This window comes from Demequina zhanjiangensis, assembly GCF_030418315.1.
Taxonomy (GTDB): Bacteria; Actinomycetota; Actinomycetes; order Actinomycetales; family Demequinaceae; genus Demequina; species Demequina zhanjiangensis.
Genome location: NZ_JAUHPV010000001.1, coordinates 1 through 23,397, shown reverse-complemented (window position 1 = coordinate 23,397; position 23,397 = coordinate 1). Strand labels below are relative to the sequence as shown.

At 70.5% G+C, this 23,397-nt stretch carries 29 protein-coding genes; 11 read left to right on the top strand and 18 right to left on the bottom strand.

Going from position 1 to position 23,397, the window contains the following annotated elements; translation table 11 throughout:
• Positions 1 to 27: 27 nt before the first annotated feature.
• Entirely contained in the window at positions 28 to 1,449 is a 1,422-nt protein-coding gene (locus tag QQX04_RS00145; RefSeq protein ID WP_301124988.1) for a hypothetical protein, read from the bottom strand.
• On the bottom strand, positions 1,446 to 1,997 hold the full coding sequence (locus QQX04_RS00140) for an RNA polymerase sigma factor (RefSeq protein WP_301124986.1): 552 nt from the start codon (positions 1,995 to 1,997) through the stop codon (positions 1,446 to 1,448). The genes QQX04_RS00145 and QQX04_RS00140 overlap by 4 nt, the downstream gene beginning before the upstream one ends.
• Before the next feature lie 116 nt (positions 1,998 to 2,113).
• On the opposite strand from QQX04_RS00140, the gene QQX04_RS00135 reads away from it, so the two are divergent.
• Positions 2,114 to 3,043, top strand: a complete 930-nt coding sequence (locus tag QQX04_RS00135) for a 1,4-dihydroxy-2-naphthoyl-CoA synthase (protein ID WP_301124984.1) — start codon at positions 2,114 to 2,116, stop codon at positions 3,041 to 3,043.
• A 141-nt stretch (positions 3,044 to 3,184) separates the two neighbouring features.
• Here the strand turns inward: QQX04_RS00135 and QQX04_RS00130 are convergent, their stop codons facing one another.
• Positions 3,185 to 4,243, bottom strand: a complete 1,059-nt coding sequence (locus QQX04_RS00130; RefSeq protein ID WP_301125998.1) for a DUF3048 domain-containing protein — start codon at positions 4,241 to 4,243, stop codon at positions 3,185 to 3,187.
• A 43-nt stretch (positions 4,244 to 4,286) separates the two neighbouring features.
• On the opposite strand from QQX04_RS00130, the gene QQX04_RS00125 reads away from it, so the two are divergent.
• A complete protein-coding gene (locus tag QQX04_RS00125) occupies positions 4,287 to 5,378 on the top strand; it encodes an AMP-binding enzyme (RefSeq protein WP_301124982.1) in 1,092 nt (363 codons plus the stop codon).
• Positions 5,375 to 6,244, top strand: a complete 870-nt coding sequence (locus QQX04_RS00120) for a 1,4-dihydroxy-2-naphthoate polyprenyltransferase (protein ID WP_301124980.1) — start codon at positions 5,375 to 5,377, stop codon at positions 6,242 to 6,244. The genes QQX04_RS00125 and QQX04_RS00120 overlap by 4 nt, the downstream gene beginning before the upstream one ends.
• On the opposite strand, the gene QQX04_RS00115 is transcribed toward QQX04_RS00120, so the two are convergent.
• Complete coding sequence (locus tag QQX04_RS00115; protein WP_301124978.1) at positions 6,241 to 7,062, bottom strand: DUF2202 domain-containing protein; 822 nt, start codon at positions 7,060 to 7,062, stop codon at positions 6,241 to 6,243. The two genes, QQX04_RS00120 and QQX04_RS00115, sit on opposite strands and share 4 nt — an antisense overlap.
• Before the next feature lie 87 nt (positions 7,063 to 7,149).
• Positions 7,150 to 7,401 (bottom strand): DUF4229 domain-containing protein, encoded by a 252-nt coding sequence (locus QQX04_RS00110; protein ID WP_301124976.1) that lies wholly within the window; start codon positions 7,399 to 7,401, stop codon positions 7,150 to 7,152.
• 38 nt (positions 7,402 to 7,439) lie between these two features.
• On the opposite strand from QQX04_RS00110, the gene QQX04_RS00105 reads away from it, so the two are divergent.
• Positions 7,440 to 7,745 (top strand): PLD nuclease N-terminal domain-containing protein, encoded by a 306-nt coding sequence (locus QQX04_RS00105; protein ID WP_301124975.1) that lies wholly within the window; start codon positions 7,440 to 7,442, stop codon positions 7,743 to 7,745.
• Between the two features lie 60 nt (positions 7,746 to 7,805).
• On the top strand, positions 7,806 to 8,102 hold the full coding sequence (locus QQX04_RS00100; RefSeq protein WP_301124973.1) for a PLD nuclease N-terminal domain-containing protein: 297 nt from the start codon (positions 7,806 to 7,808) through the stop codon (positions 8,100 to 8,102).
• Positions 8,103 to 8,165: 63 nt separating this feature from the next.
• Here the strand turns inward: QQX04_RS00100 and QQX04_RS00095 are convergent, their stop codons facing one another.
• The 7 genes from QQX04_RS00095 to QQX04_RS00065 form a co-directional block, all read right to left on the bottom strand.
• Complete coding sequence (locus QQX04_RS00095; RefSeq protein WP_301124971.1) at positions 8,166 to 9,287, bottom strand: glycosyltransferase family 4 protein; 1,122 nt, start codon at positions 9,285 to 9,287, stop codon at positions 8,166 to 8,168.
• A 49-nt stretch (positions 9,288 to 9,336) separates the two neighbouring features.
• Positions 9,337 to 10,431 (bottom strand): c-type cytochrome biogenesis protein CcsB, encoded by a 1,095-nt coding sequence (gene ccsB / locus QQX04_RS00090; RefSeq protein ID WP_301124969.1) that lies wholly within the window; start codon positions 10,429 to 10,431, stop codon positions 9,337 to 9,339.
• Positions 10,431 to 12,038 (bottom strand): cytochrome c biogenesis protein ResB, encoded by a 1,608-nt coding sequence (gene resB, locus QQX04_RS00085; RefSeq protein ID WP_301124967.1) that lies wholly within the window; start codon positions 12,036 to 12,038, stop codon positions 10,431 to 10,433. The genes ccsB and resB overlap by 1 nt, the downstream gene beginning before the upstream one ends.
• Positions 12,039 to 12,046: 8 nt before the next feature.
• Positions 12,047 to 12,829: a cytochrome c biogenesis CcdA family protein gene (locus QQX04_RS00080; protein WP_301124965.1), complete on the bottom strand. Its 783-nt coding sequence runs from the start codon at positions 12,827 to 12,829 to the stop codon at positions 12,047 to 12,049.
• Positions 12,826 to 13,449 carry a TlpA family protein disulfide reductase gene (locus QQX04_RS00075; RefSeq protein WP_301124963.1) on the bottom strand — a complete coding sequence of 208 codons (624 nt, stop codon included), beginning with the start codon at positions 13,447 to 13,449 and terminating at the stop codon, positions 12,826 to 12,828. The genes QQX04_RS00080 and QQX04_RS00075 overlap by 4 nt, the downstream gene beginning before the upstream one ends.
• Positions 13,446 to 14,066, bottom strand: coding sequence for a histidine phosphatase family protein (locus tag QQX04_RS00070; RefSeq protein ID WP_301124961.1), 621 nt, complete (start codon positions 14,064 to 14,066; stop codon positions 13,446 to 13,448). The genes QQX04_RS00075 and QQX04_RS00070 overlap by 4 nt, the downstream gene beginning before the upstream one ends.
• A gap of 69 nt (positions 14,067 to 14,135) precedes the next feature.
• Entirely contained in the window at positions 14,136 to 14,387 is a 252-nt protein-coding gene (locus QQX04_RS00065) for a glutaredoxin family protein (RefSeq protein WP_301124959.1), read from the bottom strand.
• Between the two features lie 121 nt (positions 14,388 to 14,508).
• Here QQX04_RS00065 and QQX04_RS00060 point away from each other — a divergent pair, with 121 nt between their 5' ends.
• A complete protein-coding gene (locus QQX04_RS00060) occupies positions 14,509 to 15,348 on the top strand; it encodes an HAD family hydrolase (protein ID WP_301124957.1) in 840 nt (279 codons plus the stop codon).
• A gap of 174 nt (positions 15,349 to 15,522) precedes the next feature.
• Here QQX04_RS00060 and QQX04_RS00055 read toward each other — a convergent pair whose 3' ends face one another.
• Both QQX04_RS00055 and QQX04_RS00050 read right to left on the bottom strand, forming a co-directional pair.
• Entirely contained in the window at positions 15,523 to 15,621 is a 99-nt protein-coding gene (locus QQX04_RS00055; RefSeq protein ID WP_005504750.1) for a 30S ribosomal protein bS22, read from the bottom strand.
• 65 nt (positions 15,622 to 15,686) lie between these two features.
• Positions 15,687 to 15,926, bottom strand: coding sequence for a helix-turn-helix domain-containing protein (locus QQX04_RS00050; RefSeq protein WP_301124954.1), 240 nt, complete (start codon positions 15,924 to 15,926; stop codon positions 15,687 to 15,689).
• 201 nt (positions 15,927 to 16,127) lie between these two features.
• On the opposite strand from QQX04_RS00050, the gene QQX04_RS00045 reads away from it, so the two are divergent.
• The 4 genes from QQX04_RS00045 to QQX04_RS00030 all read left to right on the top strand — a co-directional run bounded on the left by QQX04_RS00045 (position 16,128) and on the right by QQX04_RS00030 (position 19,854).
• A complete protein-coding gene (locus QQX04_RS00045) occupies positions 16,128 to 17,519 on the top strand; it encodes a TrkH family potassium uptake protein (protein ID WP_301124951.1) in 1,392 nt (463 codons plus the stop codon).
• Positions 17,512 to 18,177, top strand: a complete 666-nt coding sequence (locus QQX04_RS00040) for a potassium channel family protein (RefSeq protein WP_301124949.1) — start codon at positions 17,512 to 17,514, stop codon at positions 18,175 to 18,177. Before QQX04_RS00045 ends, QQX04_RS00040 begins: the two co-directional genes overlap by 8 nt.
• A gap of 47 nt (positions 18,178 to 18,224) precedes the next feature.
• The gene (locus QQX04_RS00035; RefSeq protein WP_301124947.1) at positions 18,225 to 18,776 is read left to right on the top strand and encodes a hypothetical protein; all 552 of its coding nucleotides are present in this window, start codon (positions 18,225 to 18,227) and stop codon (positions 18,774 to 18,776) included.
• A gap of 64 nt (positions 18,777 to 18,840) precedes the next feature.
• Positions 18,841 to 19,854 (top strand): DUF4349 domain-containing protein, encoded by a 1,014-nt coding sequence (locus QQX04_RS00030; protein WP_301124945.1) that lies wholly within the window; start codon positions 18,841 to 18,843, stop codon positions 19,852 to 19,854.
• 13 nt (positions 19,855 to 19,867) lie between these two features.
• Here the strand turns inward: QQX04_RS00030 and QQX04_RS00025 are convergent, their stop codons facing one another.
• On the bottom strand, positions 19,868 to 20,503 hold the full coding sequence (locus QQX04_RS00025; RefSeq protein ID WP_301124943.1) for a phosphoribosyltransferase: 636 nt from the start codon (positions 20,501 to 20,503) through the stop codon (positions 19,868 to 19,870).
• A 90-nt stretch (positions 20,504 to 20,593) separates the two neighbouring features.
• Here QQX04_RS00025 and QQX04_RS00020 point away from each other — a divergent pair, with 90 nt between their 5' ends.
• A complete protein-coding gene (locus QQX04_RS00020) occupies positions 20,594 to 21,217 on the top strand; it encodes a hypothetical protein (protein WP_301124941.1) in 624 nt (207 codons plus the stop codon).
• Positions 21,218 to 21,261: 44 nt separating this feature from the next.
• On the opposite strand, the gene QQX04_RS00015 is transcribed toward QQX04_RS00020, so the two are convergent.
• The 3 genes from QQX04_RS00015 to QQX04_RS00005 are packed head-to-tail and all read right to left on the bottom strand — an operon-like array spanning position 21,262 to position 23,301.
• On the bottom strand, positions 21,262 to 22,053 hold the full coding sequence (locus tag QQX04_RS00015) for an anti-sigma factor (RefSeq protein WP_301124939.1): 792 nt from the start codon (positions 22,051 to 22,053) through the stop codon (positions 21,262 to 21,264).
• Entirely contained in the window at positions 22,037 to 22,642 is a 606-nt protein-coding gene (locus tag QQX04_RS00010; protein WP_301124937.1) for an RNA polymerase sigma factor, read from the bottom strand. The genes QQX04_RS00015 and QQX04_RS00010 overlap by 17 nt, the downstream gene beginning before the upstream one ends.
• A complete protein-coding gene (locus tag QQX04_RS00005) occupies positions 22,639 to 23,301 on the bottom strand; it encodes a class F sortase (RefSeq protein ID WP_301124935.1) in 663 nt (220 codons plus the stop codon). The genes QQX04_RS00010 and QQX04_RS00005 overlap by 4 nt, the downstream gene beginning before the upstream one ends.
• Positions 23,302 to 23,397: the final 96 nt, after the last annotated feature.

The window sequence follows — 23,397 nt, the reverse complement described above, 5'->3', positions numbered from 1 at the left end:
CGCGGGCGACGGTCCGCTGCCGACCGTTCAGCCGACCGGGAAGACGTACACCTGCTCCGCGGCGCCCGCCTCGCTGAGGGGCAGATCGACCTCGTGGAAGGCGCCGTCCGTCCCGATGACGCCTGCGTGCGCCTCCGTGGCGATCGCTCCGGCCGCAGTGATGAGCCACACGCCATCGCCGTCGCCCAAGGCGCCGAGTTCGCTGCCGACCGGAACCTCGATCTCAAGGTCACCGCCGGGACGATGCCAGATCGCTGTACTCTGCTCGGTCTCGTACGAGGGCCCTTCGAGGTAGCCGTCGCCGAGCACCGCGCGCGAGGCGGCCGACCGTTGCGGTTCCGACAGACCCTCCACTCGGGAGGCCTCGCCGGTCGTCGCCGACAGGCAACGGATCCCACCTTCCCCGTCGTCAAGCAGGTAGCAGTCGCCTCTCCGACCAAGGATCGCGTCCCCTTCCCGCTCGAGCGGGACGACCACGTCCGCGCGGTCGACCAGGAGCACACCTCCCGGGTGCTCTCCGAAGGCGACTGCCACGCCCCCAGCGGCGTAGACACCGGCGATGCTCGACGGATCGGACGACCACGGCACCCAGGCGCCGCCGCCAGCCGACGCTCCACCCTCGTCGGCCGTCATGGACACGCCAAGCGGAACCGCGTCCACCATGCTCCAAGCCAGCCACGTGTCACCACCGCGCCACGACAACGACATGTGGCCCAGGCCTCCGGCCTCCAGCATCACCCACGTCACGCCGGACTCGAGATCGAGCCAGACCACCGCGGCGCCGTTGCTTCCCGCCAAGGCGACCATCACGCGAGGCGCATCGACCGAGCCCCTCACGTCCGCCACCGCGACGCTGCGCCCGAGGGACAGCGGCTCGGCGAGTGCAGTGAGGTCGGCGACCTCGACAGCGGTGCCGTCCGGGCGTGCGAGCAGCAGCAGGGACTCCTGCGGCACGCCCGAGTAACCGACGTCCGCATCGGTGAGGAAGGCCCAGCCTGCCCCGTAGCCTTCGAGCTCGCGTGCAGGAACCGGCTCGATCAACGGCCCGAGACGCGGGCCCTCACCGAGGTAGGGCGCGAGCTGGTCGTCGCTCCACGTGGCGAACTGCACCGTGCCGCCACCGGCCACGTCCATCTCGTACGCCGGACCCTCAGGAGCCGAGGCAGCGACGCTCACCGGCCCCGAAGGCGCAGGGGACGAGGGCGACACGTCGGTCGACGGTGCGGCCGGACCCGACTCCGATCCGTCCGGGGAGCTGTAGGCGAGGCCGACAGTCGCCGCCCCGACCACGAGGAGACCCGCCAGGCCGGCCGCCACGGAGCCCATCGTGCGGCGACGCCGACCCTTGCCCACGCGGCGCATGAGGTCGGCGCGGTCGCCTGTGTCCACCGACACCCCTCGTCCAGCGGCGTCGCGCGCCGCGTGGAGCATGTCGTTCAGCTCGCTCATCGTGCTCCCCCGATCCTGACGTCCACCTGCTCGGTTCCCGCCTCCTGCGCCGCCGCCTCCGTGAGGAGGCCCGACGCGACCAGGGCGGCCAGCCCGTCGGACGTGTACCTCTTGACCGCGCCCTCGCTGATGCCGAGCGCGTGCGCGGTGTCCGCCACGGACTGATCGGCCAGGTGGCGCATCACGACGCACGCCCTCTCGCGCGGGCTGAGGGCCGCGAGCGCCGTGACCACAGCGTCGTCCATGCCGACGGAGTCCTCAGGTCCAGGAGTGAACCGCGGGGCGAGCGACGTCGCCCGCTCCTCACGGCTCGCCCGCCGCGCCCAGCTGCGACGCGCATCGACGTGGCGGGAGGCGATGGCGCGCAGCACGTAGGCGTGCGCATGCTCGAGCGACGTGAACCGACGACGCTTGGAGAACACGGTGACGATCGCGTCGTGCACCAGGTCCTCCGCGTCCTGGCGCGCGCCGGACACGAGCGTCGCGTACCCCACCAGCGACGCGTAACGATGCTCGAGCAGGTCCTCGAGCACTGGGTCGTCCTTCATCGGTCCCCCTCGGATGCCATGTCTACCCCATCCACGTCACGACGCACGGGAACGGTTGGGGCGGCGCCTCTCGCCGCCGCACCTCCCCCGATCGCGGCCCCGGCTACCCTGGCGGCATGAGCGAGATCCCCAGCCAGGTGTCGGACCTGATGGACCCCGCGCAGTGGCGCGCGATCGACGGCTTCCCCGACTCGGACATCACCTATCACCGGTGGGTGTCGCGCGGGCCCGACGGCGAGAAGGATCTGCCGGCGGTGCGCATCGGCTTCAACCGCCCCGAGGTGCGCAACGCATTCCGCCCGCAGACGGTGGACGAGCTGTACCGGGCCGTCGACCACGCCCGTCAGACCATCGACGTGGCCGCGATCATCCTCACTGGCAACGGCCCTGCCGCCGACGGCGTGCACGCGTTCTGCTCGGGCGGCGACCAGCGGATCCGCGGTCGCGACGGCTACCTGTACGAGGGCTCAGCGGCCGACGCCCCCGCGTACGGCGGGCGGCTCCACATCCTCGAGGTGCAGCGCCTCATGCGCACCTCGCCCAAGGTGACGATCGCGGCGGTCAACGGCTGGGCCGCGGGCGGCGGGCATTCGCTGCACGTCGTCTCGGACCTGTCCATCGCGAGCCGCGAGCACGCACGCTTCAAGCAGACGGACGCGAACGTCGGCTCGTTCGACGCGGGCTACGGCTCCGCGCTGCTGGCACGGCAGGTGGGCGACAAGCGCGCGCGGGAGATCTTCTTCCTGGCACGCGAGTACTCGGCTGAGGACGCCGAGCGCTGGGGCGCCGTCAACGAGGCGGTGCCGCACGAGCAGCTCGAGGCGACGGCGCTCGAGTACGCGAAGCTGATCGCCACCAAGTCACCCCAGGCGATCCGCATGCTGAAGTTCGCGTTCAACCTCGCGGACGACGGCCTCGCGGGACAGCAGGTCTTCGCGGGCGAGGCGACCCGCATGGCGTACATGACGGACGAGGCCCAGGAGGGACGCGACGCGTTCCTCGAGCATCGAGCACCCGACTGGACGAGGTTCCCGTACGCCTACTGACGCTCCGAGCAGGGGTGCGCGCCGGCGGGCCGACGGCGAGTGACCCGGTGGCCACGTCCCGGCGTTGCCGGCGACGGTGGATGACCCGGTCGTCACGAAACGGCGCTGAAAGCGGCGGTGAGTGACCCGCTCGAGGGTGTGTCAGGAGACGGTGACCGAGCTCGCGATCGGGATCAGCTCGACCCACGTCTGACCCGGCATGAGGGAGACCTCCTGGCCGTCGGCCTTCATGACGATCGGGTCGCGCATGCCGCCCTTGGCCCAGGTGATGTCGATCGCCTTGTCCCCTGAGATGAGCTGCCCCTCACCGGACTCGCCCGCGAGGAGGGTCTCAGGGACGCCCGACCCGCCGCCGGTGCCGTTCGTCACGATCCTCACGCGCAGGATCACGACGTTCGTCGCCGAGAGCCTGGTGCCGTCCGTCGTGACGTGCGGGCTGTCCCACTCGGAGCGCAGCCACGTACCCGACTCGGCATCCCAGTCCCAGCTCGGGTGCGCCCAGCCGGACATGATGATCCTGATGCTGCTGACCGTCTCGCCGCCCACCTGAGCGGTCGCGTACTCGTCCGGATAGGCGAAGTCCCACTGCGCGGGAGGCGCCGGGGAGTCGCCCGCCTGCTCGAGGAAGTCGGCCATACGCCCATGCAGGTTGTGCGGGGCGCGCTTGTCCGAGGTGCGGTAGAAGCCGTAGTCGCCACGGTCCTGGGTGATCTGCACCAGCCCCGCGTTCGCGTTCTGCTGGATGAAGCCGCCCTGCGCGCCGGAGAACACGAGCGGGCCCTGATAGGAGCCCATGATGTTCTTGTCCATCGGCCGCATCGAGCGGATCGGCCCCACGGTGTCGGGCATCTGCGAGTGGTACACGGCCACGAGGCGGGAGATGCCCGCCTCGACGTACTCCTCGTAGACGACGTCGGCGAACTGGAGGTTCTCCTGAGGCCGTGCCTCAGCCGAGTTCTCGATCTTCACGGAGATCGCGGGGTTGTTCAGGTCGGCCTCGGAGACGCCTGCGGCGTCGGTACCGGTGAGCGGCCAGGCGACGGCCGGCCGCGGGTCCTCGGGAGGCGAAGGCGCGACGCCCCTCACCTCCTGCGCCCCATACGTCAGGTCGACCGCAGGCGAGGTCTCGACCGCCGGCGCGCAGGCCGCCAGCAGGATCGCCATCGCCGCCGCGACGGCGGCTCCTCCTCGCACGCGCATGCTTGTCACGCCGCCAGCATAGGCGCGCCCTAGGCTTGAGCCGATGAACTACGCGCCGCTCGCCGCAGGTCCGGCCCGGGCCGTCGCGGCAGCCCTCGACGGCTCCGCCGCGGGGATCAGCGCACCCACGTCGGGATCGACGGGGGCACCGCGACAGGTCCTCGTCTCCGGCGACGCGATGCGCGCGGGCGCGGAGGCCACGGATCGTCGCCTCGGAGGGCCCGGCTCGTGGCTGCTCGCGATGCCGACCGATCGGATCGCAGGAGCGATGGTGCTCGCACGGGCCACGCTCGCGGGTGGGCACGTGCAGCCGTTGGCCCCGGGCTCCTTCACACCCGAGCTCTTCGCCCGCGGGGTCGATGACCTCGTCGCCTCCGACGGTGGAGCGCCGCGTCGCTACGTCTCGCTGGTCCCGACCCAGGTGGGAAGGCTGCTCGACTCCCCTGTCGGACGCGACGCGCTCGCGGCGTTCGACGCCGTCCTGGTCGGCGGCGCCGCGCTCCAGCGGGACGACGTGCCGCCCTCCGTGGTCACGACCTACGGGATGACGGAGACGGCCGGCGGGTGCGTCTACGACGGGGTGCCGCTGGACATCGCACGAGTGGCGCTCGACGAGGAAGGCCGGGTGCTGCTCACCGGACCGATGCTCGCGGACGGCTATGCCGACGGCGAGGGGCGACCGGCGCGGAACCCCGAGGAGTGGCCGACGCGGGACGGCGAGACCTGGCTGCGCACCCGGGATCTGGGCGAGCTCACCGACGGCCGGCTCCGCGTGCTCGGGCGCGCGGACGACGTGCTGATCAGCGGAGGCGTCAACGTGCACCCGCTGCGGGTCGAGCGTGCGCTCGTGGCCCTCCCCCAGATCGACGACGCCGTCGTGGTCGGCCTTCCGGACGTCGAGTGGGGCGAGAGGATCGCCGCGCTCGTGACGCTCGCCGACGGCGCGAGCGCACCCGCGCTCGCCGAGCTGCAGGAGGCACTCGCCCACAGCGCCGCCCAGGGTTCCGGAGGCCTCAGCAGGGCCGAGCTGCCTCGGCGAATCCTCACCGTCGCTCACCTGCCACGCCTGGACAGTGGGAAGATCGACAGGCAGCAGGCACGACGACTGCTCCAAGCCCCGAACGGAGACGCATGACCACCATGTCCGACTGGGTCGCCGGTGCGCGACCGCGCACCCTGTGGACCGCCGTGACACCCGTGGCGGTCGGCAGCGCCGCCGCGATCGCCGTGGACGGTTTCCGTCTGCTCATCGCGCTGCTCGCGCTCGGCGTCGCGCTGTCACTGCAGATCGCGTCCAACTACGCCAACGACTACTCCGACGGAGTGCGCGGCACCGACATGGACCGCGTGGGACCCGACCGGCTCGTCGCGACCGGCCGCGCCACCCCGTCTGCGGTCAAGCGCGCGGCCTTCCTGATGTTCGCCGTCGGCGCCCTGCTCGGCCTCTGGCTCGTGGCCGTCGCCGGGCAGTGGTGGTGGCTGATCGTCGGCGCGCTCGCGATCATCGCCGCATGGACCTACACAGGCTCGTCACGCCCCTACGGGTACGACGGCTGGGGCGAGGTCTCCGTGTTCGTGTTCTTCGGGCTCGTGGCCGTGCTCGGAACGATGGTCGCGCAGGCCGGGCAGATCACGTGGTGGGCCGTCGTCGCGGCTGCAGGAGTGGGCTTCACCTCCGTCGCGATGCTCATGGTGAACAACATCAGGGACATCGAGACGGACTCGCTCACCGGCAAGCGGACGCTCGCCGTGAGGCTCGGACCCCAGCGGGCACGTCATGCGTTCCTGGGCGTGATGATGGCGCCGGTGCTGTGCGCCGTGATCGTCTCGTTCGCGCACCCGTGGGCGCTGCTCGCGACCATCACCGCCCTGCCCTCACTCCTGGTGGGACTCGCGGTGCGAGGACCCTTCGAAGGAAGAGCCCTCGCACCGATCTTCGCCGCGACCAGCGCCGTCGGCATGGGCTACGGCGTCCTGCTCGCGATCGGACTCGCGATCTAGGAGTCCTGCAGGCAGTCGCCCGCGCGGTGGTGTCCGCCCATACGGCCGCCGCCACGCGTCCCGTCGGCCAGATCGGCGAGGTCGTCGTCGGTCAGCACCTCCGGCTCGTAGGCGACGTCCAGGCGATCCAGGTTCACCACGAAGGCGTCGAGGTGGTTCGCGCTCGCCGTCTCCAGCCGGGAGAACAGCAGATCGATCGACTCCTCGTCGGTCGCCCTCTCCCGCAGATCCGCGATGTCGGTCTCCTCGACAAGCGCGCCCACGGTGAGCGCCTCCACCTCCGAGCCGAGGCCCTGGGCGAGCAGCGTGTCGTACAGGTCCTGCAGTCCGTCGTCGTCGAACTCACCGACGTCGTTGCCCTCGGTCGGGTCGTCGAGCCCGTAGGCGTCGAGCAGCGACGCGACCGCCTCCTGGTGATGGGCCTCCGCGGAGGCGATCATGTCGAACACCCGCAGATCCCACTCGTCGCCGAACGCGACATACAGGTCGTGCGCGAGCTTCTCCTCCTCGACCATGAACGCGAGCGCCTCGGCATCCTCGTCGCTCAGGTCCCCGTCGACCAGGTCGAGCGCCGCCGTGCCGTCGCCGGGTCGGGACATCATCCCGCCCCGACCGCGGTAGCCGTCGCCGTCGCCATCGCCGTCGCATGTGCCGTCGCAGTCCTGGTCTCGGTCCCGTGTCTGGTCTGCGAGGGTCAACCGATCCGTGTCACCCTGGCCGGCCTCCGACGCGGACATCGCGTCGATCCCGAAGGCCGCGGCAGGGACCAGCACCAGGCCGATGCCTCCAAGCACCGCCCCGATCGTCCTGTTCCTCATGATGAGCTCCTTTCCTGACATCCTCAGGACATCAGGCGCAGGTGGAGCCTTCAGAGGGTTCCTGTGAAGATTCGATGAAGCCGGCGGCTACCGCCCCTCGGCCTCGTCGTCCTCCTCCGCGTCGAGCTCGCGCAGGCCCCTCTCGGAACGGTTGACCCAGCCCTCCATCTGCGCCTGCGCGCGCACGCGCATGCCGGGCAGCGCGACGTAGCCGATCGCCCAGGCGATGAGCATCGCCATGAGGAGCGTGACCACGTCGAGGACGTTCAGAAGCCACAGGACGCCGGCGACCGCGAGGAAGATGCCGGTCCGTGCAGCCCAGTAGGCGAGGACTCTCATGCGGCCACACGATACCCGCGGGTTAGAGTGTCCAGATCATGCGTGCGCTCCCCTACCTCGCAGCGGTGGCTCTGGCGGTCTACTGCATCGTCGAGATCGTCCAGCATTCCGACTCGCGCCCTCACCGGCTCCCCAAGTGGGCGTGGATCCTCATCGTGGTGCTCCTGCCCTTCCTTGGTCCTGCCGCCTGGCTGTTCATGAGGTTCGTGGACCCGTTCGGCGAGGACCCCGTGGAGCCGGAGCCTGGCCCTCGCGCTCCCGACGACGACACCGCCTACCTCAAGTGGCTCGAGGAGCGCACCAAGCGTCGCAAGGGCGACGGCAAGGGCGGCGCGCCGAAGTAGTCCACACCAGGCCCTTCGTTCCCGCGCGCGGGTGGCTGCCGGGGTCTAGAGTGACGCTCCATGCGGGTCATCCTGTTCCTGGCGTACATCGCGCTGGTCGTGTACTGCCTTGCCGACGCCATCCAGCACCCCGACTCTGAGCCGTACCGCCTTCCGCGATGGGCCTGGATCGTGATCATCCTGCTGTTCCCGTACATCGGTGCGGGCACGTGGCTGTTCCTCAAGTTCGTGAACGGCGGCTCCTCGGCACGCAGGCCCGCGCCGAGGGCGGTCGCGCCCGACGACGATCCCGAGTACCTGATCTGGCTGCGCGAGCAGGAGCGCCGTCGCCGCCTCGAGGAGGGCGACAAGGGCTGAGGCCGCGCGTGGACGTCGCGCGCCGTCGCCGAACGCCTCAGGTGAGGGGCGGCGTACGGCCTCTCAGGCGCCGTACAGCTCGAGCGCTGCGGCGAGGGTGACAGGCACGTCGAAGTCGCGGACACGGCGCTGCTGCGACGCGTGGATCGCCGCGCGGCGCTCGGGATCGGAGATCAGCAGCTCCAGGAGGAGCGAGAACGCGCGGGTGTCGCGCGCGTCGACGAGCACCCCGTCGTCCTGAAGCACGAACCTGTAGCCCGGATTGTCGCCGCCGACGACGACCCCCGCGCCCGCTGCCATCGCCTCGATGAGGACGATCCCGAAGCTCTCGCCGCCTGTCGCCGGGAAGACGGCGATGTCCGCGTCGGCGTAGAACTGTGCCTTGTCCTCCTCCGCGACGAAGCCCTCGAGAGAGATCTCCCTCTCGAGGCCCTCCTCCGCGACGAGCGCCTCGACGGAGCCGAGCAGCGGCCCGCGTCCGCCCATGCGCACGTGGATCCGATCACGGGACTCGGGCGGAAGCGCGGACACCGCCTCGATCAGCTCCCGGACCCCCTTGCGCTCCACGAAGCGGCCCAGGAACGACACCGTGAGAGGCCGCGAGCCATCGTCGACGGGCCGCGGGCGGGCTGCCTCGGCACGGAACGCGTCCACGTCCACCAGGCAGCTCACGAGCGTGCAGTCGATGCCGAACGCCTGCTTGGCGAACCCGACCGCGGGCTCGGAGACGGCGGAGAAGGCGTCGAACAGCTGGAGGTTGCGCCGGAGGATCCTGCCCAGGAGGGCCGTGCCGAGCTCGCTCACCTTGCCGTCGGGGAGGATGTGGAACGTGCCGACGATCCGGACGTTGTCGCCGAGCACGCGTCGAGCCTCCTGCACGACCCGTCCTGCGAAGACGGGTGAGTGCGGCATCTGGACGTGGATCACGTCGGGCCGCTCCTGCTCGAGCCACTCGCGCAGCAGGCGACGTGACGCGGGCCTCGGAGTGCGCAGGCCGTTGCCGTTGAACGTGACACCGATGTTGGCGGTGAGGGAGACGGCGGGAAGGTCGTCGCGCACGTCGCCCGAGCACGCGTACACGACGTCATGGCCGGCTCCCTGCAGGGCTGCGCCGAGGGCGGTGACGTACTGCTGAACCCCGTCGGGCCTGGCGATGCTGTCGTCGAGCACGAACGCGATCTTCACGCGTCGAGCCTAACGGGAGCGTCGGGGCCCGGTCTCAGGCCCGCCGCGGTCACGCGTAGGTGTGCAGGCCCTGGAAGAACAGGTTGACCACCGTGAAGTTCATGATGAGCGCGACGAACGCGGCGATCGACAGCCAGGCCGAGCGTCGGCCCAGCCAGCCCTGGGTGGTGCGCGCGTGCAGGTAGGCCGCGTACAGCACCCAGATCACGAACGACCAGACCTCCTTGGGGTCCCAGCCCCAGTAGCGGCCCCACGCGTGCTCGGCCCACACGGCACCTGCCATGACGGTGAAGGTCCACAGCACGAAGCCGACCGCGTTGAGGCGGAACGCGACCGCCTCGAGCTTCTGCGCGGAGGGGATCGCCTCGAACCAGGTGGCGCGCTGGGTCCAGCGGGCGAGGCCGTTGCGGACGCGGATCCCGAGCCGGCGGATCGCTCCCCCGGTCAGCTCGCGCTCGCCGTCGGTGCGCTCGTACTGCAGGAGCTGCAGCGTGGTCGCGACGGCAGCGACGATGAACACTCCGGTGGAGATGATCGCGATCGCGACGTGGATGACGAGCCAGAAGCTCTGCAGCGCAGGCCTCAGACCTGTCGACTCGGCGTACAGGACCGTGAGGCCGATGCCGAGCGCGATCGTGGCGAAGCCCGTCACGCCGGCGCCCAGGAACGTCCAGTCGCGGCGCGCCTGCACGATGCCGAACACGGCGACGGCGACGAACGAGCCCGTGATCGTGTACTCGTACATGTTCGACCACGGCACGTGCCCGGAGTCGAGACCCCGCGCGATCAGCCCGACGAGGTGCAGGAGGAGGCCGGAGTACATGGCGGCGCGTGCGGCACCGAGGGCGCGGTCGGCCCCCGAGCGACGCGGAAGATCCGTCTCGTCGCCGTCGTCCACGACGAATGAGGTGGCGCCGGAGGCCATGGCGGCCACTGCGGCGTCGTCTCCTCCACCGACGGCGACACGCTCCTTCGCGGGAGCGGCGGCCTCAGCGGTGGTCGACGACGCGGCGCCGGCGCCCTGACGCGCCTGGATGCGCTCGTCGGCGACGCGGGACAGGCGGATCGACCAGGCGACCATCGCGATGGCGTAGAGCGCCGCCGCGGCCCAGAGCGTCACGAGGGACAGGAGCTGGGGGGACATCATTCCTCCTCGACGCGCCGGACGCGGCCGGTGGCCGCGTCGAGGACCCGACGCATCTCGTCTACGGCCCCGGCGTCGTGGGCGGGCGCCATGATGGCCGCGCGCACCACTGTAGTCTCCCCGCCCGCAGCGGGCGTGAGAGGGGCGACCAGCCACAGCCTGCGCCGGGGAGCGAACAGGCTGAGGGCGAGCCCCACGAGCGCCCCGATGGACGCGGCGAGGAGCCACGGCAGGGACGGGTCGGCGCGAAGGTCGAAGGCGCCATAGCGGGGGGTGTCGTTCCAGGTGAACGTTCCGAGGCCGTCGGGCAGCTCGACCGTCTGCCCGGGGACGAGCGCGACGGACCACACGTTCCCCGCCTCGTCACGCATCGGGCTGAGCTGCGACTCGTCGAGGACGTACACGTTCTGCGGGATGCCTGTGTCGAGGCCCAGGTCGCCGGAGTAGCCGCGCAGCAGCATCATCGGGTTCGCGAGGTCGGGGTGGGCGGACACGAGCGTCTCGCCGTTGTCCGCGGCGGTCGGCAGCAGCGTGGCGAGGAAGCCGAGCTGCTCTCCGGAGGTGACGTCGGGCACCTTGACGACGCCGGTCGACGTGTAGACCCCGTCCTGAGGCAGGTAGGGCACGGCGTCGGAGAAGGCGACGTTGCCGTCGGAGTCCACCACGGTGATCTCAGGGGCGTAGCCGTTGCCCTGGAGGTAGATCTTCCCGCCGTCGACCTGCAGCGGCCGGTTGACCTGGATCTGCGTGGAGACCGGATCCGTCTCGGGCTCCTGCAGGGTGACGTGCGCGGTGAAGTCCTCGGCGAGGCCTTGGACGTTGAAGGCGGCGTCCAGCTCGTCGAGCGTCAGGCGGAACGGCTCGAGGCTGGACTCGCGGAAGAGGTTGCCGGAGCTGAACGAGTCGTAGTCGACCACGGAGTTCGTGAACGAGTCGCCTTCGACGATGATCGCCTGGCCACGGTAGGTGAGGAGCGATCCGACGGCGACGGCCGCGAGGATGCCCACGAGCGACAGGTGGAAGATCAGGTTGCCGAGCTCGCGCAGGCCCTCGCCGTTGGCCGACAGGGCGAGCTCCGTCTCGACACCCTCCTGCCGCGATGGCCGCTCGTCCACGCGCACCCGCCAGCCGAGCAGCGAGCTCGCAGGCCGACGGATGAGGTGGGACCTGGCGGACTCGAAGGCGGCGGCGACGTCCGCGGTCTCGGCCTCGTCGCGGTTCTCGTAGCGGTCGAGCCGCGCGGGCACGGGCGGCACCGGCGAGCGCAGGTTGCGCCAGTAGACGCGCACGCGCGGCAGGATGCAGCCGATCAGCGACGCGAACAGCAGCACGTAGATCGCCGTGAACCAGGCCGAGCCGAAGACGTCCAGGAAGCCGGTGGCGTCGAGGAAGCGCCCCCACCACCCGTTCTGCTCGATGAAGGCACGCGTGTTCGCGGCGTTCTGCGGCCACTGCGGCAGCACCGACCCGGGGATCGACGCGAGCGCGAGCAGCAGCAGGAGGATCAGTGCGACACGCATGGACGTGACCTGCCGCCACATCCACCGCCCCCAGCCCTTGACTCCCAGCCGGGGCGCGTCGGCGATCGCATAGTTGTCGATCTTCATCCGGGCCATCAGATCGCCACCCAGAAGCCGTCGATCCAGCCCTGCAGGAGCCCGGTGAAGCGATCCCACAGCCCGGTGACGAGCGCGACGCCGAGCACGATCAGCAGGGCGCCGCCCACGCGCATCAGGGCGAGCCTGTGGCGCCGCAGCCAGCCCAGCACCTTGCCCGAGCGCTCGAACCAGACGGCGAGGATCACGAAGGGCAGGCCCAGTCCCAGGCAGTAGGCGAACGCGAGGATCGCGCCTTGCGTCTGCGACGCCTCGTTGAGGCCGAGCGTGAGCACCGCGGACAGCGTCGGACCGATGCACGGGGTCCAGCCGAGCCCGAACGCGGCACCGAGCAGCGGGGCGCCGGCGAGTCCCGCGCGCGGGCTCACATGGATGCGCCGCTCCGCCTGGAGGAACGGCATGGCGCCCATGAAGGCGAAGCCCATGACGATGATCACCACGCCCAGCACCCTGGTGAGCACGTCCATCTGGGCTTGAAGCTGCGCGCCCGCCGACGAGGCGAGGAAGCCGAGGCCGACGAAGACGACGGAGAAGCCGAGCACGAAGAGCAGGGCGCCCAGGATCAGTCGCGGGCGCGAGGCCGCGGTCCGGCCGCCGTTCGCGCCGACGCCGGCGCCGGCCATGCCGGACACGTAGCCCAGGTACCCGGGCACGAGCGGGACGACGCAGGGCGAGGCGAAGCTGACCAGGCCGGCGAGCATCGCGATGGGGATGCCGACGAGCAGCGATCCGGTGAGGATCTGCTGCGCGAGGTCCCCGCCGAGCGAGGCGGCGACGCTCACGCGGTCTCCTGGGCCGCGGGCGAGGCGCTCGGGACGTCGGTCAGCGACAGCTCGAGCCCGGTGGCCGCCGCGGCCTCCTCGACGAGCGAGCGCAGCGTCGAGGGCTCGATGCGTCCGACGGCGCGGGCGTAGAGGCGGCCCTCAGGGTCGAGGACGAGCGTGGTCGGCACGGCGTTGATCGCGATGACGCCCTGGAGCTGCGCGGTCGCGCCGCCATCGTTGTCGTCGATGCTCGGGTACTCGATCCCGAAGGTGCGGTCGAAGGCGTCGGCCGTCTCGGCGCCGTCACGCGAGTTCACCCCGACGAGCTGCACGCCGTCCTCGGCATCCAGAGCGGCGAGATCGGGCGCCTCGGCACGGCACGGCGGGCAGGCCGCGTACCAGGTGTTGATGACCACCACCTCGCCACGCCAGTCGGCGACGTCGATCTCCGTGCCATCGAAGGCGGTGCCCGTCAACGGCAGGTCGGCGCGGTCGTCGTCCGAGAAGATCGTGACGGTGCCGTCGCCGCTCACGTAGCCGGGCGACTGCGGCGCATCCTCGGGCGCGCAGGCGGTGAGCGCGAGCACGATCGCGAGGACGATCGCGGCGAGGATGATCAGGCGGGACCCTCGCTTCATCGAGGCACCTCGATGTGGGCGGCAGGCTCGCGGTACTCCATGGAGACCGCCTCGCCGTCGGCGAAGGTGAACGAGGTGAGTGACGCCAGCCCGCACTCACGCGAGCGCGGGTCGTGCACCAGCGAGCGGTGCTCGAACGTGGAGCGCGCCACCCAGATCGGCAGCTGGTGGCTCACCATGATCGTCTCGCCGTCCGGGGTCGTGGCGGCCGCGTCGCGCAGCGCGGCCCACATGCGTGCCGTCTGCTCCTTGTACGGCTCGCCCCACGACGGCCGGAACGGGTTGCGCAGGCGCCACAGGGACTTGAGGCTGAGGAGGTCCTTGGGGCCCGACGGCAGGGGCGAGCCCTCCCAGATGTTGCCCGCCTCGATGATCCGCGGCTCAGTGTCGATCTCGAGGCCATACGCCTCGGCGATCGGACGCGCCGTCTCCTGCGCGCGCTGCAGCGGGGAGGCGACCACACGCCGGATGTCGACGCCGCGAGCCCTCAGATCGTCGGCGACGGCACGGGCCATCGCCTGGCCCGTGTCCGAGAGCCTGAATCCGGGCAGGCGCCCGTAGAGCACCTTCTCGGGGTTGTGGACGTGGCCGTGGCGCAGCAGATGGACGACGGGCATGGTGCCCATTGTCACCCGCGCGCGAGGCTCTTCGGTACCCGCCGGGGTGTGCGGGCCGCCGAGCGAGGGTCAGTCGGCGTCGTGCTTGGCCAGCGCGGAGGCGAGCAGCGTCGGCTCGATGCGCCAGAAGGCCACCGTCTCGCCGTCGACCGCGACCACGGGAACCTCGTCTCCGTAGCGCTCCTTGAGCTCCGGATCGGCGTCGATGTCGACCTCCGTCCAGAGCACGTCGAGCTCGGCGCAGACGGCCTGCACCACCCCCCTGCCCTCATCGCAGAGGTGGCAGCCCTGACGGCTGTAGAGGACGACTCGCTCGCTCATGCGCCCAGGATAGGTTCCCCTCGCGAGGATGTCCTGGCCCCGAGGTCCTCGTGCGCAAGAGGGAGTGCTGCTTCGCACACGGGTCCTTGAGGGGTGCCCGCGTCTCGCTAGAGTGGGTCGGGTGACTGCCCGTCAGCCCGCCCCCGAGCCTGGCACGCGGATCGCGGCGTTCTTCGACGTCGACAACACGATCATCCGCGGTGCCAGTGCCTTCCACATCGCGCGGGGGCTGAAGCAGCGCGGCTACTTCGGCAACCGGGATCTGATCCATTTCGCCTGGGAGCAGTTCAAGTACAACATCTTCGGCGAGTCCAAGGAGCAGATGGCGTCCGTCCGCCAGGAGGCGCTGTCGATCGTCAAGGGATGGTCGGTCGCGGAGATGAACGCGATCGGCGAGGAGGTCTACGACGAGGTCCTCGCCCTGCGGATCTTCCCCGGTACCAAGGCGATCATCGACGAGCACCGTGCCCAAGGGCACGAGGTGTGGCTCGTCACGGCCTCCCCCGTCGAGATCGGCCGCCTGATCGCACGACGACTCGGCGCGACGGGCGCGCTCGGCACCATCGCGGAGCACAAGGGCGGCTACTACACGGGAGTGCTCGTCGGGTCGATGCTGCACGGCAACCACAAGGCCGACGCGGTCAAGGGCCTCGCCGACGAGCGCGGGCTCGCGCTCGACCGCTGCTTCGCGTACGGCGACTCCATGAACGACTCCCACATGCTCGAGGTCGTCGGCCACCCGTGCGCCATCAACCCCGACCGGCGGCTGCGTGTCCACGCCAAGCGCAGCAAGTGGCCCGTCAAGGACTTCCGCGGACGCAACAAGGAGGGCCGACGCGGCATCGTGCGCGCCTCGCTCACCGGATCCGTATGGGCGCTCATGGCGGTGCTGCGCGGGATCAAGCGCGCCGCATGCGCGCCGTTCACGCGTGGGCGCGGCCAGCAGGCCGACGAGTCGTAGCCTCCTCGCGCCAGCTCCCGGCGGCGCTCGTCGCGCCGCGCCACGGCCACCCTGCCCTGCGCGCAGCCCCGAGAAGCTCCACGCGGCGAGAAGCACGAAGCCCGCACCGCCGTGAGGCGATGCGGGCTTCCGGTCGTCAGGCGCGACGCGCGTGGGCGCGACGCTCTGCTGCGACTACTTCTTGTTGCGGCGCTGGTGGCGCGTCTTGCGAAGGAGCTTGCGGTGCTTCTTCTTCGACATGCGCTTGCGGCGCTTCTTGATGACGGAACCCATGGGTCCCTCCCTCGAGATCGGCTAACTGACGGGCGTCCTGCGCGCAGGACGCGACAGACAGTGGACTAGCCTACCGCGCCTGCGGACCTGTCGTCATCTTCGGTCTGGATGCCGCCCGTGAGCTGGGCCTGCTGCATGAACTCGTCGACCGCCGCCTGGGGCACTCGGAAGGATCGGCCGAAGCGCACTGCGGGCATGTCTCCCGCGTGGACCCACCGGTAGACCGTCATCCGCGAGACGCGAAGCATGTCCGCAACCTCGGCGACGGTCAGGAAGGTGGTGCGCGGCGCGTTCTCGTCGGCCATGTCCAGGTGTCTCCTTCAGCTCATCCAGCGCAGATATCGGCTGAATGCTCCCTCCACTGTAGGGGCTGATGTGACAGTTGTGAAGGCGAACGAAAGTGCCGATAGTGGGGTGAGGACCGTCGCTACGATGGCCCACGGCTCTGCGTCTGCGGGGCCCGCACCGCAGAGCATGCGCGCCCGCGAGCGCGCGAGGGGACGTGGATGAGCAGGCTGGGCGATTTTCGCGAGGCCCTCGGCGACTGGATCGACGATGTCGCCCTGCGGTCGCCTGCCCGGCTCGCGATGAGCGTGTTCGCCACCGTCATCCTGATCTTCACCGGTCTGCTGTCCCTGCCCTGGGCCACCGCCTCGGGAGAACGGGCGGACTTCGCCGACGCGCTCTTCACGGCGACGTCCGCCGTCTGCGTGACGGGACTCACCACGGTGGACACGGGCGTCTACTGGTCGGACTTCGGCAGGGTCGTCATCCTGCTGGGCATCAAGGTGGGTGGCCTCGGCATCATGACGCTCGCGTCGATCCTCGGCCTCGCGGTGTCGCGTCGCCTGGGCCTCACGCAGCGCATGCTCGCCGCCGACGAGGCACGCGCGGGCGGTCTGGGCGACGTGAAGCAGCTGCTGCGCACGATCATCATCGTCTCGACGGGAGTCGAGGTGATCATCGCGCTGATCCTCTTCCCGCGCTTCGTGATCGACGGGCTGCCGATCCTCACGTCTGCGTGGCACGCGGTCTTCTACGCGGTGTCCGCGTTCAACAACGCGGGCTTCGTGCCCAACCCCACGGGGATCGTCGAGTACGCGGGCGACCCGTGGGTGAGCGGGCCGATCGCGATCGGCGTCTTCATCGGCGCGCTCGGCTTCCCCGTCTACCTGAACCTGATCAGGGCGTGGAAGACGCCGCGCATGTGGAGCCTCCACACCAAGCTGACGCTCGTCATGGTGGTCATCCTCAGCTTCGTGTCCGCGGGCCTGCTGGCGTTGTTCGAGTGGAACAACCCGAACTCGCTCGGCCCGGAGAACCTCGGCACCAAGCTCATCACCGTCTTCTTCGGCAGCATCAACCAGCGCTCCGGCGGGTTCGCGGCCATCAGCCATGAAGGCATGTATGAGCACACGTGGCTGCTGGAGGAGGTGCTGATGTTCATCGGCGGCGGCTCCGGCGGCACCGCAGGAGGCATCCGCGTCACCACGCTCGCCGTGCTCGTGCTGGCGGTCGCCGCGGAGGCGCGCGGACGCCGCGACATCGAGGCCTTCGGCAAGCGCATCGGTACCGAGACCCTGCGCCTCGCCGTCGCGGTCACGCTCGTGGGCCTCACGTTCGTGCTGATCGGCGCCGGCCTGATGCTCGCATGGACCGCTCACCTGGGCTGGACGCTCGACAAGGTCCTGTTCCAAGTAGTCTCGGCATATGCGACGTGCGGACTCTCCGTGCTCTCGGGCGACGAGATCGCCGAGATGCCCGACGCGGTCAAGCACCTCACATCCGTGCTCATGTTCGCGGGGCGTCTCGGCTCCGTCACGATCGCGGCGGCGCTCGCGCTGAACAAGCAGCGCAGAGTGATCCGCTACCCGTCAGAAAGGCCCCTCATTGGCTAGCAACGACACCACCTCGTCGGGCGTCCTCGTCTTCGGCCTGGGACGTTTCGGATCCGCGCTCGCCGACGAGCTGGACAACATGGACGTCGAGGTCCTCGCGGTCGAGCGCGACGCCGACCTCGTCGAACGCTGGTCCAAGCGCCTCCCCGTGGTGGAGGCCGACGCGACGGATCCGCGCACGATGGAGCAGATCGGCGCCTCGGACTTCGGGGCCGCCGTCGTGGGCGTCGGCACGTCGCTCGAGGCCTCCGTGCTCATCACCGGAAACCTCGTCGACGTCGGCATCCCCGAGATCTGGGCCAAGGCCATCTCGAACGAGCACAAGCGCATCCTCCTGCGCATCGGCGCCCACCGCGTCGTCCTCCCCGAATCCGAGTCGGGCACCCGCGTCGCGCACTCCGTGGGCGGCAAGATGCTCGATTACATCGAGGTCGAGGACGGCTTCGCGATCGTGAAGATGAGACCCCCGCGAGAGACCCACAACTTCCGGCTCGAGGAGCTGGACCTTCGCAGCAAGTGGGACCTGCAGGTCATCGGCGTGAAGGTGCCCGGCGAGGACTTCGAGTACGGCGGCCGCGACACCCTCATCACGCCCGACTGCATCCTGGTGGTCGGTGGCGACTCGGACGTGCTCGAGAGGTTCTCGCAGCGGCCCTAGCGGCACGCGTAGAGTGGCCCTGGGGACGGCATCACCAGGGGGAACGCATGACCATGGGGGACGACGCTGCGCGAAAGCAGCCCGGTACGCCTGTCGCCGCACCTGTGCGGCAGAGGGCGGAGAAGGGCACCCTCGCGATCTGGGCCACGGCCGCCTACGCGTTCCTCTGGGCCGGCACGAACGGCTACTACCTGATCGCCGGACAGAGGCCTTCGGACAACCCGTACCTCCTCTCGATGGTCGCCGGCGTCGTCTCATGGATCGCCCTGTCGGAGTGGACATGCAGGGTCGCTGAGGCACGGCGCGAGAGAGGCACCAGGCTGCCGAGCAACGCGTGGATCTGGTTCGCCTGGCTCATCCCTGTCGTCTCCCTCTTCTCCCCCGCGAAGACGATCTCGAAGCTGGAGCTCCTGCGCCCGGTGCGTATCGGGCTGCTGCTCGCGTGGTGGCTTCCCTGGCTGGTGGCGAATCAGCTCTCGTTTCGCGGCCATGCGGAGCACGACGCCTCCACCCTCGTCGTCGAGACCATCGCGATCGTCGTCTCGTGGCTCGCGCTGCAGGCGATCATCCGCCGTATCAGCGATGATTCCGTGATCTAAACGCGCCCGTATCGTGACCGCCCAACGCTTCTGCCGGGCTGAGCGTCTCCCTAGCATGAGGACTATGAGCGCACTTCCGGGGGGAATGCGACGCAGGGCGCGTGGCGCCGGCGTCATCGCAGTGCTGATCGCGGCCGCGACGGTGTTGGCCGGCTGCTCGTCCTCCGCGGATGAGTCGATGGGGTACGACGGCGGTGCCGACTCTGTGGACGCCGCGGCCGTGGCCGAGGACTACGCCGGCGAGGAGGCGATGGCCGACGACGCGGCCGAGGCGCCGAGCGCCGACAGGTCCGTCATCGTCACGGGCTCGATCTACATGACGGTCGACGAGCCGGTCGCCGCGGCCGACCAGGTCGTGATGATCGTCGAGTCCTCCGGCGGACGCGTCGACGGACGCAGCGAGGTGGCCCCGGACGAGGACTTCGGCGGCCAGGCCACCCTCACGCTCCGGATCCCTGCCGACCAGCTGGACGCGATCATCGAGAGGTTCCGCACGCTCGGCACCATCGACGAGCTCAGCACCGACAGCGTGGACGTGAGCACCGAGGTGACCGACCTCGACGCGAGGATCTCCACGCTGCGCGCGTCGACCGAGCGCATCGAGGGCCTCCTTGCCGAGGCGGAGGACATCAGCGACATCATCGACCTCGAGGACGAGCTGTCGAGCCGTCAGGCGCAGCTCCAGAGCCTCGAGGCGCAGCAGCGCGGCCTGAACGACCAGGTGTCGCTGTCCACGATCTACCTCTCGCTCACCACCGAGCCCGTGGTCGTCGTCGTGGACGACGACACCCCGTCGAACTTCTGGGAGGGCCTGGTCGACGGCTGGGAGGCACTGGTCGGTGCCGTCTCGGTCGGGCTGGTGGTCGTCGGCGTCCTGCTCCCCTGGGTCGCGGTCGGCACCATCATCGTGCTGATCGTCGTCGGCATCGTCCGCTCGCGCAGGTCGCGCCGCCCCTCGGCGCCTCCCGCGCCTGCACAGCCGGCCCCGGTTCCCGCGACGGCGAGTGCACCCGACTCAGAGGCCACAGCGCCTTCACAGGCCGACGCCCCGAGCGCCCCCACCCCGCCGTCGTCCTGAGCTGGTTCAGCCGTCACACGCGCAGGAGCGCCTCGACCACCTCGTCGTCGGTGGTCTGCCTGAAGTCCTCGAACCACTGCCCCACGGCCTCGAACCTGCGCGGCACGAGCACGGCGATCGCCGCGTCGGCCTCATGCGAGAGCGACTCGATGACCTCAGGCGGTGCGACCCCTGCCGCGACGATCACCCGGGCGGCGCCCCTCTCGCGGCAGACGGCGATCGCGGCGCGCACGGTGCCGCCGGTCGCGATCCCGTCGTCGACGAGGACGACCGTGCGACCGCGCACCCGCGGCGCGGGACGGCCCCCGCGGTAGGTCGCGACGCGGCGCTCCAGCTCGGCACGTTCGCGCGCGATCACCGTCTCGATCACGGTCTCACCCATGCCGAGCATCGCAAGCGTCGCCTGATCGAGCACCTGCGCGTCGTCCTCTCCGATCGCACCGAAGCCGAACTCCTCATGACCCGGGACGCCGAGCTTGCGCACCACCAGCACGTCGAGCTCGAGATCGAGCGCATCGGCCACCGACCGGGCCACCACCGCTCCGCCGCGCGGGATGCCGAGCACGAGCGCGTCGTCGCCCGCGAGCAGCGGCTCCAGGAGCCGCGCGACCGCCCGTCCCGCGTCGGCTCGATCTCGCAGGATCTCCATATCCCCAGGGTAGGCAGGCCTCCCCGAAATCGTGCGCTACTGTCGGTTGACACCGCGTGGCAACGACGTCGCGCCGCACCAGGGACGCACATGAACTCTTCAGAGAACACCTCCTCCGACCCCGCTCAGGGCCACGACGGCGCCGTCCCCGCGCAGCCTCACCCCGAACTCGCCGCCACGGTGCTCCGCGCCGCAGGTCTCGCGAAGGCCTGGACGGGCGCGCACACCGGCGCGATCGTGCTGAGTGCGCTCGCGCTGATCGCGTCGACGTCAGGCCTGGTGTCGCTCGGCGCGGAGGCGATCGTGCTGGACGCGCTGACGCTCGTGACCGCGGTCGGCGGGTGGATCCTCTTGTGCGCGTGGATGATCGCGGTGCGCGACGTCCTCGCGGCGCGGGGTGCGGCGGTGCCTGAGACGTGGAAGATCTGGGTGCCGTGGCTGATCCCGATCTACGCATGGTTCGGGCCCTTCCTCGCGATGCGCGCTCTCACGTCGCACGTGGAAGAGCTCCGTCAGGTGCGCGCGCGCTGGTGGGCGGGCTTCGTGCTCTCCAACGTCATGTGGTTCCAGGCGTCGCTCTTCGCGAGCACGGCTCTCGCGACGATGGGGCTCACGTTCTCGGCGGTCGCCATCGTGACCTCCTACCTGGCGCTGCGGACACTGATCGACCGCACCACGGACTCGCTCTCGACCGGCCCGCTCAGCGCAGGCTGACCGCTCGGCGAAAGGTTCAGCGCTCGGCACACGGGCCGCTCGGCTCAGGCCTGCGCGCCGAGCACCCCCCTCGTGACAGAGTCGCCCGAATGGGTCGGCACGCCGTCGAGCGGCTCCACGGAGATGTCCACGATCGGGAACGATGCGACGTCGAAGCCTGCGGGGATCTCCAGCTCCGCGTGGCCGCCCGTGAGCGGGCCCAGGCTGATCATCCCCTCGACAGACGTGTCGATCAGCCACACCTCGAGATAGGCGTCGGTGACGGACGCCGTGTCGGTGTCGATCACGAGCACCTCGGTACCGTCCTCGCGCTGCACGACCTCCGCTGTCCCGGCGGGCGCGTCGTCCGCGAGCGCCGCGAGCGGAGCCGTGGCCACCACGGTGCCCTGCAGGCCGGGCTCCGCGCCGCCGAGCAGCGAGACGCCGAATGCGCCGACCACGACGCCGGCCGCAGCCGCGGTCGCTGCGAAGGCCCAGCGGGGCATACGGCGCGCGCGGCGGGCGGCGAGCTCGTCTGCCGCTCCTGCACCCGAGCCCGAGCCCGAGCCCGAGCCTTCAAGGGTCGGCGCAGCGCCGACGGTCGCAGAGACGGTCTGCGGCGATGCGCCGGGCGACCCCTGATCCTCCGAGAGCTCGTCCTGGATCGCCTCCCACACGCGCGCGGGCGGCGCGACGAGGGTCACGGGACCTGCGCCCACGGCGCGGGCCATCGCGTCCACGTAGGCGTCGACCTCGGCTCGGCAGGTCGAGCAGCCGTCGACGTGGACGGCGTCGTCGGGGGTGCCGTCGCCCAGCGCGAGCGCGGCGAGCGCCTCCTCCTCAGGATGCCTGGGCATCGTTCACCTCCCATCGTTCCCGCAGGGTCATGAGACTCCTGCGCAGATGACTCTTCACGGTTCCGAGCGGCATGTCGAGCCGTTCGGAGATCTGCTGATGCGTGGCGCCTTCGTAGAACGCGAGCGACACGATGGTGCGTCGTGGATCGCCAAGCGCCTCGATGTCGTAGGCGATCTCGACGGCGTCGGCCTCCCTGTCGGACACCGCCGGCTCCGCGACGTCCTTCACCGCCGCGAGGCGACGCGACTCGCGACTCCGCGCATCGAGCGCGTCGGCGATGCGCCGCTTCGCGATCCCGACGATCCAGCCTCGGAGGTCCCCGCGATCAGGGTCGAAGCCGTCTCGGCCTCTCCAGGCCGAGACGAACGTCGCCTGCGTCACGTCCTCCGCGTCCGCGGCGTTCCGCAGCGCCCGGAGTGCAAGGGTATGGATCAGGGCCGACACGTCGCGGTAGAGCTCCTCGAGCGCAGTGTCGTCTCCGGCAGAGAAGCGGCGCGCGAGTTCGCGGGGATCGGGAGCAGGGTCGACGGCAAGGTCGGCGACCATCGGCTCACCCCCGTCGGTGTCGAGTCGGACCGCGAGGCTCATGAGGCGTCCTCCATCGGCTCTGCCCACACTATGACATTGTCCGAGTAGCTGCGAGCATCCCAGTCGAACGAGCCTCCGCAGGTGACGAGCACCAGCCGCTCCTCGCCGGCACGGGAGAACACGGCGTCGAGGTCCACGTCCTGCTTGTCAGTCTGCTCGATGCGGGACACTCGATACTCGCGTCGGACCCCGTCGGCCGCGATGACGATCCGCTCGCCCTCGTCGATGTCTCGAAGCCTCGCGAAGGGGCCCAGCCCGGAGGGGTCGTCCACGTGGGCGGCGAGCACCACGTGACCCTCCCCAGCGGTCGCGCCGGGCCCGAACCTGTACCAGCCCGCGATGTCGGCTGACTCGGGCACCTCCATCTCGCCGTCCGAATCGACCCCCACGGGCACGATGCGCATGCCAAGGCCGAGTCCAGGGACGCTGAGGCCTGTCGGGGCGACCTCGGGCTCGGGCATCGCCTCCTCGGGCGAGGAGCCGGAGACGGCGATCGGGCCCGTGATCACGGGGGCGGTGATCTCGGGAACGGTCGGCTCCTCCGCAGCTGCGACCGGGAGAGTCGAGACGTCCAGCTCCGGTTCGGAGGCATCGCCCGCCGAACAGCCAGCGAGCACGACGATCGTCGCGAGAGCTGTGGCGACAAGTGACGTGCGCATGATGCTCCAGAGATGTCGGGGGGCTGGGGAGAACGAGGTGGCGGCTGCCGCGGTCAACGGGGGTAGTGGCCGCGACAGCCGCCGGGTCGGGGTGGG